The 18224-nt window shown below is 57.5% G+C and carries 10 protein-coding genes; 6 read left to right on the forward strand and 4 right to left on the reverse strand.

What is annotated here, in order from left to right:
* The first annotated feature begins 211 nt into the window (after positions 1-211).
* The 3 genes from GWR55_RS07575 to GWR55_RS07585 all read left to right on the forward strand — a co-directional run bounded on the left by GWR55_RS07575 (position 212) and on the right by GWR55_RS07585 (position 9753).
* Positions 212-3619 carry a carboxypeptidase regulatory-like domain-containing protein gene (locus GWR55_RS07575; RefSeq protein WP_238398706.1) on the forward strand — a complete coding sequence of 1136 codons (3408 nt, stop codon included), beginning with the start codon at positions 212-214 and terminating at the stop codon, positions 3617-3619.
* A 141-nt stretch (positions 3620-3760) separates the two neighbouring features.
* Complete coding sequence (locus GWR55_RS07580) at positions 3761-7396, forward strand: alpha-mannosidase (RefSeq protein WP_370521413.1); 3636 nt, start codon at positions 3761-3763, stop codon at positions 7394-7396.
* A 17-nt stretch (positions 7397-7413) separates the two neighbouring features.
* Complete coding sequence (locus GWR55_RS07585; protein WP_162401727.1) at positions 7414-9753, forward strand: GH92 family glycosyl hydrolase; 2340 nt, start codon at positions 7414-7416, stop codon at positions 9751-9753.
* Between the two features lie 150 nt (positions 9754-9903).
* On the opposite strand, the gene GWR55_RS07590 is transcribed toward GWR55_RS07585, so the two are convergent.
* From GWR55_RS07590 to GWR55_RS07605, 4 genes are all read right to left on the reverse strand, one after another.
* Positions 9904-11049 carry a Gfo/Idh/MocA family protein gene (locus tag GWR55_RS07590; protein ID WP_162401728.1) on the reverse strand — a complete coding sequence of 382 codons (1146 nt, stop codon included), beginning with the start codon at positions 11047-11049 and terminating at the stop codon, positions 9904-9906.
* A gap of 36 nt (positions 11050-11085) precedes the next feature.
* Positions 11086-12045 carry a sugar phosphate isomerase/epimerase gene (locus GWR55_RS07595; RefSeq protein ID WP_162401729.1) on the reverse strand — a complete coding sequence of 320 codons (960 nt, stop codon included), beginning with the start codon at positions 12043-12045 and terminating at the stop codon, positions 11086-11088.
* A 195-nt stretch (positions 12046-12240) separates the two neighbouring features.
* On the reverse strand, positions 12241-13791 hold the full coding sequence (locus tag GWR55_RS07600) for an acido-empty-quinoprotein group A (protein ID WP_162401730.1): 1551 nt from the start codon (positions 13789-13791) through the stop codon (positions 12241-12243).
* Positions 13792-13817: 26 nt separating this feature from the next.
* Complete coding sequence (locus GWR55_RS07605; protein WP_162401731.1) at positions 13818-14621, reverse strand: c-type cytochrome; 804 nt, start codon at positions 14619-14621, stop codon at positions 13818-13820.
* 281 nt (positions 14622-14902) lie between these two features.
* Here GWR55_RS07605 and GWR55_RS07610 point away from each other — a divergent pair, with 281 nt between their 5' ends.
* From GWR55_RS07610 to GWR55_RS07620, 3 genes are read left to right on the forward strand one after another with little or no spacing between them, the layout of a single operon-like run.
* Entirely contained in the window at positions 14903-15247 is a 345-nt protein-coding gene (locus GWR55_RS07610) for a BlaI/MecI/CopY family transcriptional regulator (RefSeq protein WP_370521414.1), read from the forward strand.
* Positions 15248-16567 carry a M56 family metallopeptidase gene (locus GWR55_RS07615; RefSeq protein ID WP_162401733.1) on the forward strand — a complete coding sequence of 440 codons (1320 nt, stop codon included), beginning with the start codon at positions 15248-15250 and terminating at the stop codon, positions 16565-16567.
* A gap of 34 nt (positions 16568-16601) precedes the next feature.
* Positions 16602-18128, forward strand: coding sequence for a Do family serine endopeptidase (locus GWR55_RS07620; protein ID WP_162401734.1), 1527 nt, complete (start codon positions 16602-16604; stop codon positions 18126-18128).
* Positions 18129-18224 lie beyond the last annotated feature (96 nt).

The following is an 18224-nucleotide window of genomic DNA, read 5'->3' on the forward strand; positions in this document are numbered from 1 at the left end:
AGGGCTATCATACCCTGCCACGCCTCTCCCAATCTCGATTTCACGATAAATTCAGCTACTTTATATTGACAACTCTATATTCAAACGCGTAAACAGGTGTTCGCTGTGATAGCGCAATCATACATAACTCATAGCATTGTTGTTTTTCGAGGAGGCAGAAGTGAAAACCTACAGGCATCGTGCATGCACGCTGTTTTTAGCGTTGTTGTGCTTGTTTTTAACTGGGTTGCCTCTGCATGCTCAGTCTGATACGTCCTCTCTTTCAGGAACCGTAGCAGACGCGAGCGGTGCAGTCGTTCCCAACGCGAATATCACTCTGAATAACCAGGCGACCCGCGCCGAAATCCACGCAACCACTAACAGTGGCGGCAATTACACCATTACCAACCTGCCCACCGGCGCGTACACGATGCGTGTTGAAGCACCGGGATTTCAGACCACAAATCTGAGCGACATCCGCGTCGATCCGAACATCGGCCGGCGTGTTGACGTCACCATGCGGGTCGGTGACACGACCACCTCCATCACGGTCGAAGCCAACGCAAACACCGTACAGACCGAATCAGGCGCTGTGGGCCAGCTCATCACCCAGGAGCAGGTTAAGAACATTCAGCTCAACGGACGCAATCCGATCTATTTAGCCCAGATGGAGCCTGGTGTAGTGCGCGGCCAATCAATGGCCGCGTTTAGCTTCGGCCTGGATAACGGTATTAACGTCAACGGAGCCCGCTCGCAGGAGAGCGTAATTACCTTCGATGGCGCTCCGATGGTGCGCACACGTTCGAACGGTACCAGCGTCGGCGTCGCCGATGTGGATTCGACCTCCCAGATCCAGGTGCTGACGACGAGCTATGCAGCGGAGTACGGTCGTACTTCGGGCGGCCAGATTCGCATGGTTCCCAAGAGCGGATCTTCCGAATTTCACGGTAGCGCATTCGAGTACTTCCGCAACAGCGCTCTGAATGCCAATACTTGGAGGAACAACCAATCCGGCACCGCCCGTGGCGCCTTCCGCTACAACCAGTTCGGCTGGAACCTTAATGGCCCTGTCTTCTTTGGCGGCTTTAATAAGAACCACGATAAGCTCTTCTTTCTCGTCGGTCAGGAATGGGTGAAGTACAACCACAACGACGTGGTGTTCAATAAGACACCGACTGCGTTGATGCGCCAGGGCAACTTCAGCGAACTGCTCTCGCCGAACATCTTTTATAGTTGTGCAGACGCTAATGGGAAGCCGTCATCAACAGGCCCTTGTGTCAATAATCAGATTGTTGATCCGACGACGAAAACACCGTACGCGGGCAATATCATTCCTCAAGGGCAACTCAGCCAGAACGGTACCGGACTGCTGCGCGCCTATCCTTTGCCCAATGTCAGCGCACCGAGCTACAACTGGGTGGATGCGGCGCTCTATACCGAGAGCCAGCGTAAGGATTCCGTCGTTGTCGACTTCGTCCCTACCGACAAGCACCACTTCCGGTTCAGCATGCTGAACTACAACTACAACGATTACGAGCCGCACTTCGGGAACTTCAACACCAACCCACGTATCTTCAATCGCCCGAATCAGATCGGTGTCGTTCACTGGACCTGGACCATCAGCCCCACCTGGGTCAATGACGCCTATGCTTCAGGTGCAGCCGACCACGTCACCATTGGCATCGATACCAAGTCAGGACTGTTCGACCGCACCAAGTACGGCATCAATTACCCGTATCTCTTCGGTGCTGCCGACAAGGTTGTGCCGGACAAGATCCCGACGATCCAGATCGCTGGTTTCACAACGTTGGACGGCGGCCCGTACCCATCGCGCTCCGGCGGTATCGTCTATGACTTTGGCGATAACGTCACCAAGGTCTGGGGGAATCATACGATCAAATTCGGCTTCCAGTGGGAGTACGCCGGAGAAAACAACTACGACCAGATCAGCGTCGACAATACGCGTCCTGGAACTACCAACAATCAGAACGGTCTCTTCAACTTCGGTGACGGACAGGCCGTTACGTCGAAGATTGCGGCTGCGAATGCTGCTCTCGGTGTCTTCAATACCTATGGCGAGATCGGCACCCGTTCTTACACGCTGTTCCGCGGCAATATGTACAGCATGTATGGGCAGGACCAGTGGCGTGTGAACTCGAAGCTGGTGCTGGAGTATGGCATTCGCTACGACATCATGCAGTCCTATCATGCGTTGTGGGGCAATCAAGCATTCTTCAATCCCACCAACTACGATCCGAATCTCGCTCCTGCGGTGGACCCCAAGACCGGGTTCCTTACCGGTGGCGATCCGTATAACGGCGTTGTCATCCCCGGGAGTGGCTTCCCCAGCAAGGCCAAAGGTCATGTGCCGGACTCAATCCTCAACGGCAACTATCAGCGGCTCTTCCGCGGATACAACTCCAACTATTCTCCGACGGTGCTCACGAATATCCAGCCTCGTTTCGGGTTCGCTTATCAGATCTCACCGGGAACCGTGCTTCGCGCAGGTGTGGGACGGTACGTTCAACGTCTCGGTATCAGCGATACCGTTCACGTTGGCGGCAACGCTCCGTTCCAGCCGGCTTCCTCGGTGACCAATGGTAACGTAGACGCTCCTGGAGGCAATGGCGTCAATCAGCTTCCGCTGGCCTTTACCTCGCATGCATATAAGTACCCCAGCCCCGAAGCATGGGGTTGGAATCTGACCGTAGAGCATGAATTCAACAAGGTCGCGGTGTTCACGTTGAGCTATGTCGGCCGTCGCGGTTACCACCTGGAACAGCTGGCGAACATCAACCAGTTGCCCACAGGTACGGTCGCTCCTGGAACCCAAAACCTGGCCCTCCATATCAATCCTGATTCGCTGCGTCCTTACAAGGGCTTCTCGACCATCATTGAGGCCGAGAACACCGGCGGATCCTTCTATCACTCCATGCAGGCCAACGTGAAGCGCCGCGTCACCAAGGGGCTGCTCTTCGGTGCGGCGTACACCTGGTCCAAGAGCCTTGACTATGGTTCGTCGAACGGGACGAACATCGTCAATGCTTTTGACAACAGTCTCATGTTTGGTCCCAGCGATTTCGATACGCGTCACGTGTTCGTATTCAACTATGTATACGACATTGGCTTCGCCAACGGCATGAGCAATGTCTTCGGTCGCACGCTCCTGGGCAACTGGCAGTTCTCCGGAACCATCCAGGCGCAATCAGGACGTCCGCAGAGCGTGTCGCGTAACCTCGATCAGGCTGGAGTTGGACCGGGTTCTGGCAACCAGTTCTACGTCATAACATCCGATCCGAAGCTGCCACATCAGTTCGGCAAGACAGGCAAATGGTTCGACGGGAGCGTTTTCCAACCTGCAGCCCCCGGCACTTTTGCCCCACGCGGTACTCGCGGCCATATCTATGGCCCCGGGTTCAACAGCTTCTCTGCAGCGCTGCAGAAGGAGTTCCATATCATCCCCAGCCACGAGAACCATGCTGTGGTCTTCAAGGCTGAGGCATTCAACTATCTCAATCACCCGAACCTCGATAATCCTGATATGAGCCCGACCAGCAGCACCTTCGGTCAGGTTACGACCAAGGGCGGCACATACTCTTCAGAACGCCAGTTCCAGTTCAGTCTGCGCTACGCGTTCTAAGAGAAACAACAACCTAACAACAAAGCAGATCCCGCAGTTCTTAGAGACTGCGGGATCTGTTTTCACTCTGGGGCAAAGAAAAGAACAAAAACAGCTGGATGAAGATCACATAACACTTGCGAACAGGATGGTTGAAAAGAGATGAGCCCAAAGAATGGAACCCGGGGGAAGAAGAGATCGCGCCGCAGTTTAAGGCTCTCTGCCTCATGCTGCCTGATTGCGGGCCTGGCGGCCGGCGACGCTGTGTATGGCCAGACCATGAAGGCGCCTGATATCACCAAGATTCCCACGCTCTACGTGGTTCCATATGCTCATCTCGATACACAATGGCGGTGGGAGTTCCCCCAGACCATCAGCGAGTACCTGCTCAAGACGCTACGCGTCAATTTCGACTATATCGATCACTATCCCCACTATGTCTTCAACTGGACCGGAGCGAACCGCTACCGCCTGATGAAGGAGTACTTCCCTGCCGACTACGCGAAGATGCAGAAGTACGTCGCCTCGGGCCGCTGGTTCCCTGCCGGCTCTTCCGTCGAAGAGGGCGATGTTAACCTGCCGAGCGCCGAAGGAATCTTCCGGCAGATCCTTTATGGCAATGAGTATTTCCGCAAAGACTTCGGCAAAGCCAGCGAAGAGTACATGCTTCCGGACTGCTTCGGATTTCCTGCCTCTCTACCCAGCATCCTGGCGCACGCAGGTGTAAAAGGCTTTTCCACCCAGAAGCTGAATGCGCAGTGGCAACCCGCACCGAAGATCGGCGGCCCCGACTCCCCGGAAAAGACACCCGAAGGCATTCCGTTCAATGTCGGAAGATGGATCGGGCCGGATGGAACGAGCGTGATTGCCGCTCTCAATCCTGGCGGCTACGGCAGCAATGTCTACACGGACCTAAGCAAGGAGCCCACAGGCGCGGCCGCAGCATCCAGCCCGCAGCTGACGAGCGAGGAACGAGCCCGCCTGACTCCGCAGCAGGCTGCTGCGGTCGCGCGTCGCCGTCCGCCGGAGCAGGACTGGGTAAAGCGGATCGATCTCGACGGCAAAGTCACTGGCATCTTCGCTGACTATCATTACGTCGGCACAGGCGATATCGGCGGGGCGACGCAGGAGTCCACTGTCAAACTGCTGGAGGCGATCGTTACAAAGAGCAAGACGGTTCTCCCGACTCCTCCGCGCGGCGCCTACGCCATGGGAGAGGCGCCCAAAGCAGAGTCAACCGGGGCCGAGGTTCAGGTGGGCGATGGGCCGGTGCATATTGTCGAAGCCACTGCCGATCAGATGTTCAGGGATATCAAGGCGTCAATGTCCACTCGTCTGCCCGAGTACAAGGGCGATCTTGAGCTGATCAACCACTCAGCAGGATCGTTGACCTCGCAGGCTTATCACAAGCGATGGGTTCTCAGGAATGAACTGCTCGCCGATGCCGCGGAGAAGACCTCCGTCATGGCCGAATGGATGGGAGGCCGCAGCTATCCTCAGCAGCGCATCAACGATGCCTGGATGCTCGCCCTCGGCGGACACTTTCACGATACGGCAGCGGGAACGGCAACTCCGCGAGCGTACGAGTATGCATGGAACGACGACGTCATCGTAGGCAATCAGTTCTCCGATATTGTTACCAGCGCTACTGAATCGGTCGCCTCGGCGCTCGATACTCAAGGCGTGGGAGTGCCGATTGTCGTCTTCAATCCACTGAACGTCGAGCGTGAAGATGTGGTGGAAGCCGATGTCGCCTTCCCGGGAACAGCTCCCAAGGCTGTACGGGTGGTCGACGAAAAAGGCGTTGCTGTGCCTTCACAGATGGAGGATGGTAAGGTTCTCTTCGTCGCCAAAGTACCTTCGGTGGGGTATGCGGTTTATCACGTCTCTCCCGCCTCAGAGGAGGGGCGCTCCTCCGATCTGAAGGTCACCAACTCTTCTCTCGAAAATGCACGCTATCGCGTGCAGCTCAACAGCGACGGCGATGTATCCAGCGTCTATGACAAGCAGCTCAAGAAGGAGCTGCTCTCCTCTCCGATTCGTCTTGCAATCTCAAACGATAAGCCAAAGGTTTATCCGGCGTGGAACATGGACTTCGACCAGGAGCAGGCAGCTCCGCGAGCTTATGTGAGCGGTCCTGCGCAGGTTCGCATCAAAGAGCAAGGCCCGGTTCGCATCTCGCTGGAGGTGACGCGAGAGACGGAGGGTTCGAAGTTCGTCCAGACGATCCGGCTCTCTGCGGGAGACAGCGGCAATCGAGTCGAGTTTGGCAATGCGATCGATTGGAAGACGCTTTCGGCGAACCTGAAAGCAGCCTTCCCTCTGAGCGCTTCAAACAAGGATGCCACGTACAACTGGGATATCGGCACCATTCAGCGACCGAATGCCAATGAGCGTCAGTTTGAAGTCGCTTCGCATCGCTGGATCGATCTTACGGATAAGAGCGGCAGCTACGGCACGACGATCCTTACCGATTACAAGAACGGCTCCGACAAACCAAACGACAACACCATTCGCCTCACTCTGATGCGGTCGCCTGGGATCGAGCCTCCGGCAAACGGGCGGCCTTCCGGATATACCGACCAGGCCAATCAGGACTGGGGTCACCACGAGTTTGTCTTCGGCCTGATGGGCCATGCTGGAGACTGGCGCGCGGCCCAGACGGACTGGCAGGCCTACCGACTGAACGATCCCATGATGACCTTCCAGACCGAGAAGCATCCGGGAACGCTCGGCAAAACATTCTCACTGGTTCATCTCAGCAACCCGCGCATCCGCATTCTCGCACTCAAGAAGGCGGAGGACAGTGACGAGGTGATCCTTCGCATGGTGGAACTGGACGGGAGAGCACAGTCGAATGTCCGGGTATCGTTTGCAGGCCCGGTCGTCGCCGCGCGCGAAGTGAACGCCCAGGAACAGCCGCTAGGCCCGATACAACTGGGGAGCAATGGAAGCCTTTCGCTGAACTTTACACCTTACCAGACAAGAACGATCGCGCTTCGACTGGGAGCTTCAAAAGCGAAGCTCACGAATGTAGATTCCCATCCTGTATCGCTGCCCTACGATCTCTCCGTCGCCAGCAACGATGACACGAACACCTCTGGTGGAGGGTTCGACGGCGCCGGGAGAGCGCTTCCTGCCGAGATGCTTCCCTCGGAGATTCACTTCAATGGAGTGAACTTCCGGCTCGCATCTGCGAAGACCGGCGCGCCGGATGCGATTACAGCCAAAGGGCAGATGATTCCTCTTCCCCAGGGCAGGTACAACCGCATCTACATTCTTGCTGCTGCGACGGATGGCGATCAGAAGGCGACCTTCCAGGTGGGCGACATCAGGAAGGATCTCGTCATTCAGGACTGGACCGGCTTTATCGGCCAGTGGGATACCCGTCAGTGGAAGAACCAGGAGACGAAGGACTGGGCCATCTCTGCCAATCATGCAGTCTGGCCTCCGGCGGACTTTCAAGAACGGGAAAAGCGGCCTGCCTCTCCGCGCTATCCTGAGGATTATCTTGGTCTGAAGCCGGGATACATCAAGCCCGCTACCCTGGCGTGGTATGTCTCCCATCTGCATACTCCGGCAGGTCTGAACGAGCCATATCAGTACTCCTATCTGTTTGCCTATTCCATCGATGTCGACGGAAAGGCGAATGCTCTCAAACTTCCTGACAACGACAAGATCCGCATCCTGGCGATCTCGACCGCACAGGAAGACCCGGAACTCACCCCGGCGGCTCCTTTGTTTGACACTCTCCATCGAACAGAACCGGAGACGGTTGCTCACAACGATGGACACTAACTTAGGATTTTTTATTCATGATTTACGTATCGAAAGCAAAACGACTTACCTGGCTCGCATCTCTGTTCTTCCTTACAGCACCCTTTATCTGCGCCCAAAACGCATCGGAGATCGATCCGATGCTGGGCGCAGATAAAGGAGGAAACGTCTTCGTTGGTCCCACTCTCCCCTTCGGAATGGCCAAGCCCGGCCCAGACTATGGAGATAACCAGGCCAACGCCGGGTGGCAAGCTACGGGAAACCTGAACGGGTTTTCGCAGCTTCATGTCTCCGGAACCGGAGGCGGCGCGAAGTACGGCAATATCTCCATCCAGCCGATGATGGGCGATGCCGATCCGCACCGCAGCGCCGCACCGCGCCAGCAAGAGCACGCCGAGGTCGGCTATTACTCCGTCAAGCTCGCCAACTCAGACATTCACGCCGAGATCACTACAGCCCGACGCACGCCTATCTATCGCTTCACCTATCCCGCTACAGCAAAACGCACCCTGCTGGTCGATGTCGGGCATCTTCTGATGAAGCTGCACGACTCTCCGCACCGTTATCCCGAGGGCCAGGTCGTCTACTCCACCGAAGTCAAGGTTCTCTCTCCTACCGAGATCGCGGGAATGCAGGCCTCGGTCATGGGATGGAACATCCAAACCACACCCATGAAGGTGTACTTCTATCTCGTCACCGATACTCCGGCAGTCTCGAGCGGTACGTGGGAGGATGGCAAGTCCATCCAGCCAGGATCAACAGCGGCCTACTACAAGATGCCGTTCACGATGGCGACGCTCCCGCAGCCGCCGGCCCCGATCGTCAGCACAGGCGCTTACCTGACCTTCGCTCCTGGCGCGAAGCCAGTCATGGTGAAGGTGGGTGTCTCCTTCGTCTCGATCGAGCAGGCCAAACAGAACGCAACTACTGAAATTGCAGGTTTTGACTTCGACGGAACAAGAAAGGCCGTGGTTGACGCATGGAACAAGGCGTTCTCCACCGTTCGGATTGAAGGTGGAACACCGGATGAACGGCAGCAGTTTGCGACAGGTCTTTACCATTCCATGCTCATGCCGGTAGATCGAACCGGCGAAAATCCGCTCTGGAAGAGCTCAACGCCTTACTACGACGATTTCTACTGCATCTGGGACACCTTCCGCTCCTCCACTCCCCTGCTCACCCTGCTCGCGCCGCATCGGGTTACCGAAATCCTGCAGTCTCTGCTTGAGATACAGGAGCACGATCATTTCTTTCTCGATGGCCGGTCCGGCAACTTCTCCGGAAGAACGCAGGGCGGTTCGGATGCGGAGATGATGTTCACCGACGCCTACCTCAAGCATCTGCCCGGCCTCAACTGGGACAAGGTCTATCAGGCCATGGTGCACGACGCCGACGTGGAATCGCCGGAGCCCATCCGCTTCGGTCGCGGCGACCTGGACGACTGGAAGAAGCTCGGCTATCTCTCCATCGAGCACTCCGACCCGGCAGGCGGGCCAGACCGTCCGGGCTCGCGCTCCATGGAATACGCCGCCAACGACTATGCGGTCGCCCTCATGGCGAAAGGACTCCATCACGAGGCTGACGCGAAGAAGTTCCTCGATCGCTCGCAGAACTGGAAGAAGCTTTGGTATCCCGAGGCGGTCGATCACACGGAAGATGGCGATGTTAAAGGATTCATCTGGATGCGCCATGCCGATGGCCGCTGGAAGGAAAACTTTAACCCCCATCTTGTAGGAACGTGGTACCAGGACAACTTCTACGAGGCTTCGACCTGGACGTATTCGCTCTATGTCCCCCAGGACGTGCGCGGACTCATCCAGATGGCAGGTGGCGCCGCTGCATTCAAAAAACGGCTCGACCTTTTCTTCGCGCCCAATGTAGCAGGGCGTTATCGCTATGACGTTGGCAACGAACCTGGCTTCCTGTCACCCTATCTCTATAACTGGATTGGCGAACAAAGCAGCTCGGCCAAACGCATTCGCGCGATCCTTCCCGCCAGCTATCGCACCGGAACCGCAGGACTGCCCGGCAACGATGACTCCGGGGCCATGGGATCGTTCCTCGTCTTCAACCAGATGGGCTTCTTCCCTGTTGCCGCGCAGGATGTTTACCTGATCGGCTCGCCCACATTTCCAAAGTCGTCTCTCCATCTGAGCAACGGCAAGGTCTTCTCAGTCGTAGCTGAAAACACTTCGCCCCGGAACGTCTACATCGAGAAGGCGACGTGGAACGGTAAACCATATAACCGTTCCTGGTTTACCCACGAACAAATCATGGCCGGAGGAGAATTGAGGCTCACCATGACCAGTAAGCCCACACACTGGGATACTGGAGATCCCCCGCCTTCGATGTCGGACGAAGCTGGTAAGGCGCATTAGTCCCGACTCCAGCATGGTGCATGGTGGGGTGTTAAAAAGTCGTCACCTTGAGCAACGCGAAGGATCCCTGTATTCTGCCCGGAGCACCGGAGATGCCACAGGCAAAATACAGGGATCCTTCACTGCGTTCAGGATGACGGATCTGGGAACCTACTTCAGGTCAACCCACGAGCGAGTCTTCGAGCTTGCCAGCTCAGCATCGAGGATTCGCATCTGGCGAAGCCCATCGGCGATCTGCGGATACTCGACAGATGCCGAAGGATCGGCGATCGAAGCATAGAACCGCCGGAAGACCTGCTTGAAGGTATCGTCGTAGCCCTCGCTGTGGCCTCCCGGCAGATCAGCATACTTCGCCGCCTGCGGCAGCAGTAGCGAGGGGTCTTTGATGATGATCTGGTTCGGCGTATTCCGGTTGCCAATCCACAACTCATCGGGCCGCTCCTGGTTCCATGCCACCGAGGACTTCGTCCCGTAGATCTCTACGCTGAGCCCATTCTTACGGCCCGCAGCGACCTGGCTCGCCGTCATCGCACCGCGTGCAGAGTCTCCCAGCCGGAAGACGACAGCGCCGAAGTCTTCCGTCGTAACAGGAACGACATCGACGTCTTCCGCGGTCGGAACCTTTCCGGTAAAGCTCTCCACACTGCGTTTCGGCTTCTTTCGTGTGGGATGAAAGATCTGCAGATCAGCGCAGAGCGAGGAGACTCGCAGACCAGTCACATGTTCCACCGTATCGAACCAGTGCGAGCCGATATCGGCCATCACTCTCGAAGGCCCGGAGGCCTGGACCTCCACTCGCCAGTTCCAGTCCGTGTCATAGAGCATCCAGTCCTGCGAGTAGGTTCCTTGTGCGACGAGAACCTCGCCAAGTTCACCGGCCTCGCGCATACGCCGCATCTGCTGCACCATGGGGTAGTAACGCAGGTTGTGGCATACGCAGTTGCGAACACCGGCCTGGGTGGCCAGCTTCGCAAGCTCTTCGGCCTCTTCGGTCGAGACAGCGACAGGTTTTTCGCAAAGGACGTTCTTGCCCGCCTGAATCGCTGCCTTTGCGATGGGATAGTGCAGAGCATTGGGCGTACAGATGTGCACGGCATCCAGCTCCGCGTTGCCAAGCAGCTCATGATAGTCCGTCAGAACGCTGGGAACCTCGTATAGATCCGCCAGCTTCTTCGCAGATTCCATCTGCCTGCCGACAACTGCAACGACATCTACATGCTCCACGCGACGGAGCGCCTCCAAATGGACGCGCCCCATAAATCCAGTACCAATGACTGCGGTCTTCAGCCGTTTCACACTCGCTCCTTCATTCGATAACTCTCTATCGCCAGGTTAGACCCACCAGGCTGCCGCGGGCTGTTCCTGGATGACGATCTCCTGCAGGAATCGCGCTGCCTTCGTCAGGCCCTCCTCAGGCGACAGCAGGCTGTCCTCATGCTCGATCGACAGCACATCGTCATAACCGAACATCCGCAGAGTGGAAACGAACTCCTTCCACCACTCAGCTCCGTGCCCATAGCCACAGGTGCGGAAGATCCAGCTGCGATTGCGCTCATCTGTATAGGGCTTCGTATCCAGAACGCCAGTCTTCACAAGATTTGCGGAATAGAGCTGCGTGTCCTTGGCATGGACATGGAAGATTGCATCTCCCAGGATACGGATCGCTCCGATGGGATCGATGTTCTGCCAGAACATATGACTGGGGTCATAGTTGCATCCCACATTCGGCCCGGCGATCGAACGCAGCTTCAACAAGGTCTCGGGGCTGTACACCACAAATCCCGGATGCATCTCAATCGCGATGCGGACACCATGATCGGCCGCAAACTTCGCATGCTCCACCCAGAAGGGAGTAACAACCTCGTTCCACTGCCAGTCCAGAACCTTCAGGAAATCGGGAGGCCAGGGGCAGGTGATCCAGTTTGGCGATGTGGCGGCAGGCGAATCCCCGGGGCAACCGGAGAAATCCACCATGGTTTTGATGCCCAGCTTCTCCGCCAGCAGAATCGTCTCGCGGCTCGTTTTGACCATAGCCTCACGGACAGCCTTATCAGGGTGCAGAGGATTCCCGTGGCAGCTCAGCGCACTGATGGTCACGCCGTTGTCGTTCAGCTTTTTCTGAAACTCCGCCAGCTCCTTCGCATTCTCCAGCATGGAAAGCTTGCAGTGCGCATCGCCGGGATAGTTGCCCGTCCCCAGCTCTACGGTCTGAATGTCATACGATTTCAGCTTTTTCAGCACCGCATCCAGAGGCAACTGCGACAGCAACGGCGTGAAGACTCCAACCTTCATGTTCTCTCCTATGGTTTTCAGGTGTTGAACGATCTTTTTTCGCGCTACAAAAGAATACCCTCCGACCCACTATCGCGGGCAACACCGCCGAGGAAATTTTGTACAGATTTACCTCACCTGATGATTTGCCACCTCCGGCAAATAAAAGAGACGGGGAGAATCTCCCCGTCTCCTGTCCACTTCACCTGAGGCAGATTACTTTGCAGCGACCTGATCCGGAAGCGCCCACGCAAACATCACGCCGCCACTACCAATCAGCACATACTGCTTCCCATCCAGCTCATAACTAATGGGCGAGCTCGCGATCATCGATCCCGTATAGGCATGCCACAGCGTCTTCCCATTCGCCGTGTCCAAGGCAAGCGCGTTTCCGTGAGAATCGCCGGTGAATGTCACGCCCGAACCGGTCGTCAGCGCGCCCGCACTCGCGCTGTTGCCGATATCGTGCGTCCAGCGGACTTTACCCGTCTGGTAATCGATCGCCTTAACGACTCCCTTCGCCCAGAGACCATAGTCCGCACCTGCCCAACCGTAGTCCCCGTCAGCCGGTTTCGAGAAGTAGATGCTATAAGCCTCGCGCGCCGGGATTATAAAAAGACCCGTCTTGGGATCGAAGCTCGGCGAGCGATAGTTTGCTGCTCCGGCCTCGTCCGGTGCGATCAGGCGGCCGTCGGGCGTCGGCTCTTTTGCAGGATTCGGTATCGGCCGACCGTCTTTGTCGATCCCCAGCGACCAGTTCACCGGGCTGTACGGAACTGTCAGCAGGCTCTTGCCGTTGGTCCGGTCCAGCACGAAGAAATATCCATTGCGAGATGCCTGCATCAGCATCTTGCGTTGCTGTCCCTTGAACATGCCATCGACCAGCATCGGTGTCTCCGCTGCATCCCAGTCATGCGTGTCATGCGGAGAGACCTGGAACGCCCACGCCAGTTTCCCGGTATCCGGATTCAGCGCCACGATGCTGCAGGTATTGGCATTGTCCCCCGGACGCGTCTTCCCATTAAGCACGGGCGTCGGATTGCCTGTGCCCCAGTAGATCAGGTTCAGATCGGGATCATAGGTCCCCGTCATCCAGGTCATGCCGCCGGTCAGCTCTTTCGGCGTGCTGTACCACTCCCACTGCAGCTTGCCTGTCTCAGGATCGAGCGACTTCAGGTATCCGTGCAGATTGTCGAAGTCTCCAGAGACGCCGACGATGACGTGGTTCCCAACCACAAACGGCGACATCGTCGTCCAATACCCCTTGGCGACATCGGCGACCTCGATATTCCAGCGCAGCGCTCCGGTCTTCGCGTCCAGCGAGACCAGGTGGCCATCCGGTGAAAGGAAGTAGATCCAGCCCTTATAGGCGCCCACGCCACGCTGGCCGATGTGCAGCCCTTTATTTGGGGGATACGTGTAATGCCACACCATGTGTCCCGACCGCGCATCCACAGCCCACACATGATCAGGGACCGTGAAGTACAGGATGCCGTCAATCAGCAGCGGCGACGACTTCAGCCCCGCCTGCGATCCGGTCTGAAACGCCCATGCCAGACTCAGATTATGAACATTCTGAGGCGTGATCTGGGTCAGCTTGCTGTGCCGCTGCCCGGTGTAATCGCCGTGATACAGCGGCCAGCTGTCCGGCCCCGGATTCAGCAGCGTCGCATGATCGGGACCCTGTGCAGCAGCAAATCCTCCAACCCCAAGCACGAGCGCAAGCAGAGACCCCGCAAGCACACTCGCATCCTTCCATCGACTCATAGCACTCTTCCTTCTTTTGAACGCGATCAGCGCAGCGTCTGTATATACGCCATCAGGTTGTGGATGTCGTCATCCGTATATTTGCTGAAGAGCTCGGCATGCGCTTCCTGCGGAGCATCGATCTTGTACTTGATCTTCCCCACCGGCCAGGAGCGGTAAGTTCCATCCGCCAGCACAATCCCCAACGTGAACTCGTCGTGGTACTCCACCCGGCCCTGCAGCACCTTGCCCGTGGGCAGGGTCACCGTGGCCGCGCTCTTGGCATTGCGCGGATAGAGCATATGCTGCTCCAGCTGCAGCCCCTGGTACTTGCTGGCGACATGCGCCAGATCGCCGGTCGCGGAGTGGCACTTCGAGCACGTTCCTGCGCCCTCGAAGTATCGCTTGCCTGCCTCCACGTTCCCAGTCTGCAGATCGGCGACATCAACGCCTTTCCGTTTTCCGGCCGCCGCAGCCTTGGCCTGCTGGGCGTGAATGAAGGCCGCCAGATCGTTCATCTCCGCTGCGGAAACATCAAACGGCGGCATCTTTCCCGGCCTTCCGTTGCGGACGACATCGCCGATCTTGTCCCCGTTCACGTCGTCCTGGACCAGCTTCGACCGTGTCAGGTCCGGACCGGTCTCGCCGCCGGCGGCATCCCGGCCGTGGCAAAACGCGCACTTCTGCTGAAACTGCGTGTTGCCCGCTTCGATATGCGCCGCCATCTCCGGCGTTTGCGGTTTTGCAGCCTGCCCTTCGGCCGTGTAGGGAGAAAATCCGCTCCCCATCCATAGAATCCCTGCCAGAGTTCCCCACAGCAACACCGAACTTCGCATCGTTGTCTTTTCCATTCCCTGCCTGTACCGGCAGAAGAGAACGTATCCTCTTCTGCCATGAATTTATCTGCCCCCGGATCGTCCCTCTGGACTCTTGCCACCGGAAGAAGCGGGTGTTTTTTCGGCTCAGAAAATATATCAGGACGCATGCTTCGCGTTGAACCAAAAATCACCGCGACGGATATTTATCCGCTAATCCAGCGATTTGCTAACTAATTTATTAGTTACACGTCCATCCATACAGGACGATGCCGCCGAGACGATCCAACACGTTGACGGAAGCCGAGCTTCGATTGATGAAGATTCTCTGGGACCGTGGAGAATCCGCGGTCTCGGATCTTGTCGCCGAACTCTCGGATGCAACTCCGCTGGCCTATACCTCTGTCCTAACCACTGTCCGAATCCTTGAAAAGAAAGGATATGTGACCCACCGTCAGGAAGGCCGCGCCTTCCTCTACAGCCCGAGCGTGGCCGAGCATGATGCGGGCCGCAGCGAGGTCCGGCAACTCCTGCAACGCTTCTTCGGCAACTCGCGCGAGAAGCTGCTGCTCTCCCTTCTGGGCGACGACGATATCTCGCCCGAAGAGCTCAGAAAGCTCAAAGAAGCCATCGCCAATACTCCCGAAGAGGAGGTTCGATAGATGTTGGAGCATCTCACCCACACGATTCTGCTGCTCTCTGCCACAGCCTCCAGCTCCCTGGTGAACGCTGTCGCACAAGGGCTCTGCCTGGCTGCTATCGTCGCTCTCTGCCTTCGCCTTCTTCCTGGAATCAAACCTGCGGCACGCTTTGTCATCTGGCTCTCCGTCCTCTTTACCGTTCTCGCCCTTCACCTGGAATCGGGTACCAGGAGCAGCACAGATGCTTCGTTCGCAGCTGGCGTGCCTTCCTTTCATCTTGATCCTCGCTGGGGCATCCCGATCGCTGCTATCTGGTTTGCAATGTCCATGGGGCGCGCGGTAGCGCTTGTCAGGAGCGCCCTCGATCTCCGCCGTGTCGCAAAATCCGCTACCCCGGTCGTTACCGGCAACGAGTTTCAGCATCTGCTTAAGACACGCTTTCGCGCGGCTCAGCTATGCACGTCGACCCAGGTTGACCGCCCCAGTGTTGCCGGCTTCTTCCATCCCAGGGTTCTGTTGCCCGAGGATCTTCTGCAGAAGCTTTCCTCGCAGGAGCTTGAGCAGATCATCCTGCACGAGATGGAACACCTTCGCCGCTTCGACGACTGGACCAATCTCCTGCAGAAGGTGGCATTGGTCTTCTTTCCTCTCAATCCAGTTCTGTTCTGGATCGAACAACGCCTTTGCAGGGAGCGCGAGCTTGCCTGCGACGACTGTGTGCTCAGCTTTACGGCAGCGCGCAAAAGCTACGCTACCTGCCTGACCAGCCTCGCCGAACACGCTCTTGTGTGCCGTGGCATCACTCTCGCGCTCGGGGCCTGGGAGAAACAGTCTGAGCTCTCCCGCCGGGTTCGTCGCATCCTCGACAAACCCGAAGTCCGGCTTAAACCCGTCACTGCGAATGTAATTACAGGAGTGGTCATCGCCGGTCTGCTTGGCGGCGCGGCCACGCTCGCTCACACGCCAGAGCTGGTCAGCTTCACACCGGAGGCGGTTGCGAACGCTATTCCTTCAGCATCGATCCCAGCATCGATCGTTGCTGCGACCGAAGCTCCCGAGAGTGCGTTACCCATGAGAAATCTCTCTCCGGAGCTTGTCAAAGCGGTCGTTCCAGACAGGCAGGAGAACATAGCTACGCATCGCCCGGCGCCGCGCCATCACACGCGGGTCGTGAAGGCACTTCACCAGACTCCAGAACCGCAACCACCGCAGCAGTGGGTCGTGCTTACACGCTGGCAGGCTCGCGCTGTTCCGCAGCGGCCTGTCCTCGCCGTCTCTGAGACAGGAAATTCATATGCCGCCGTTCCCGTGGGGAATGGCTGGCTGATCATTCAACTCTAAAATCTCACCACTTTGCACATAGGAGCCGCAGAACATGTCACCAATAACTAATAAATTAGTAGCTAAGGCCAAAAAACTGGCTGTCCCTGCAGCCCTGGCAGGTAGCTTTGCCCTGGGAGCTGCTCTCTTTGTCGGCAGTGGTGGAGTGCACGCAGCCGCCGCTTTCAGCGCCTCTCCCATCGATGACAACAGCGTCTCCGCACTGACGGCGCTCGATCATGCAATGGAGACCGTAGCTGCTCGTGTCACCCCTGCGGTCGTCAACATTGCAGTTACCAGCAAAGGCGGCCATGAGACTTCCGACAACTCTGACAACCAATTGCAGGGTCTTCCTCCCGGATTCGCACAGTTCTTCGGTCAGGGGATGCCGCAGCAGCCGCAGATCGAGCACGGTATTGGCAGCGGCGTCATCATCTCGCCCGACGGCTACATCGTCACGAACAATCACGTCGTCGACGGCGCCACCGAGATCAAGGTAACCCTCAACGATCGCCGCGTGCTCTCCGGCAAGGTCATCGGGACCGACAAGCTGACTGATCTTGCGGTCGTCAAAGTGAACGCAACCAACCTTCCCAGCATCGCCTGGGGCGATTCCAGCAAGCTGCATCCCGGTCAGACGGTGCTCGCCTTTGGAAGTCCGTTCGGCTACTTCCAGTTCTCGGTCACTCGCGGAATCGTCAGCGCAGTCGATCGCCCCAATCCCTACTCCGACGATCCACGCAAACCCGGCGGCTTTATCCAGACCGACGCCGCCATCAATCCTGGAAACTCCGGCGGCGCGCTGGTCAACTCGCACGGTGAGCTGGTCGGAATCAATACTTTCATCATCTCCAACAGCGGCTCCTTCGCCGGTGCAGGGTTTGCAATTCCCTCGCAGATCGTTCGTTCCACCGCCGAGCAGTTGATGAAGAACGGTCATGTCGATCATGGCTATCTGGGCATCAGCCTCAACGATGTCACGCCTGCCAATGCCCACTTTTTCAACCTGAAAGATGCGAGCGGCGCCATCGTCTCGCAGGTCACGCCCAACTCGCCCGCAAGCAAGGGCGGAGTTCATAGGGGTGACGTCATCACTTCCATCAACGGCCAGAAGGTCGTCAACGGCAGCGCCCTTCAGGTCGCTGTAAGCCAGATCACCCCGGGAAGCAACATATCGCTCGGCGTCCTGCGTGACGGCAAGCCGACCACGCTCAACATCACCGTTGGGCAATTCCAGAAGAATACCGACCTGGCGGACAACGGCGACAGTGGCTCTCAGAAAAGAGGGAAGCTCGGGCTGGGCGTAAGCGATCTCACCTCCGACGTCAGACAGCAGATCAATGCTCCTGACCAGCTCAACGGAGCCGTCGTTCAGAATGTCCGCCCTGGCAGTCCCGCAGACGATGCCGGCCTCCAGCCGGGCGACGTCATCCTTGAGGTAAATCGTCACCCAGTCGCATCGGCAAGCCAGTTCGTCGATCAGGTCCATCAGAACCCGGATGGAAAGGACCTCCTCCTCCTGGTCTGGTCCAAGGGAAATTCAAGCTACCGCACGATCCACCCGGCCGAGCAGAACGGCTAAAACAATCTCACAAAGAACCGAGGCCATCGTCGATGACGATGGCCTCCTCTTTTGCTGCCCTACCTTCAATCTTCTCCTCCACAAGAATAAAGTGCC

Origin of the sequence: Edaphobacter sp. 12200R-103 (assembly GCF_010093025.1) — a bacterium.
Classification (GTDB): domain Bacteria; phylum Acidobacteriota; class Terriglobia; order Terriglobales; family Acidobacteriaceae; genus Edaphobacter.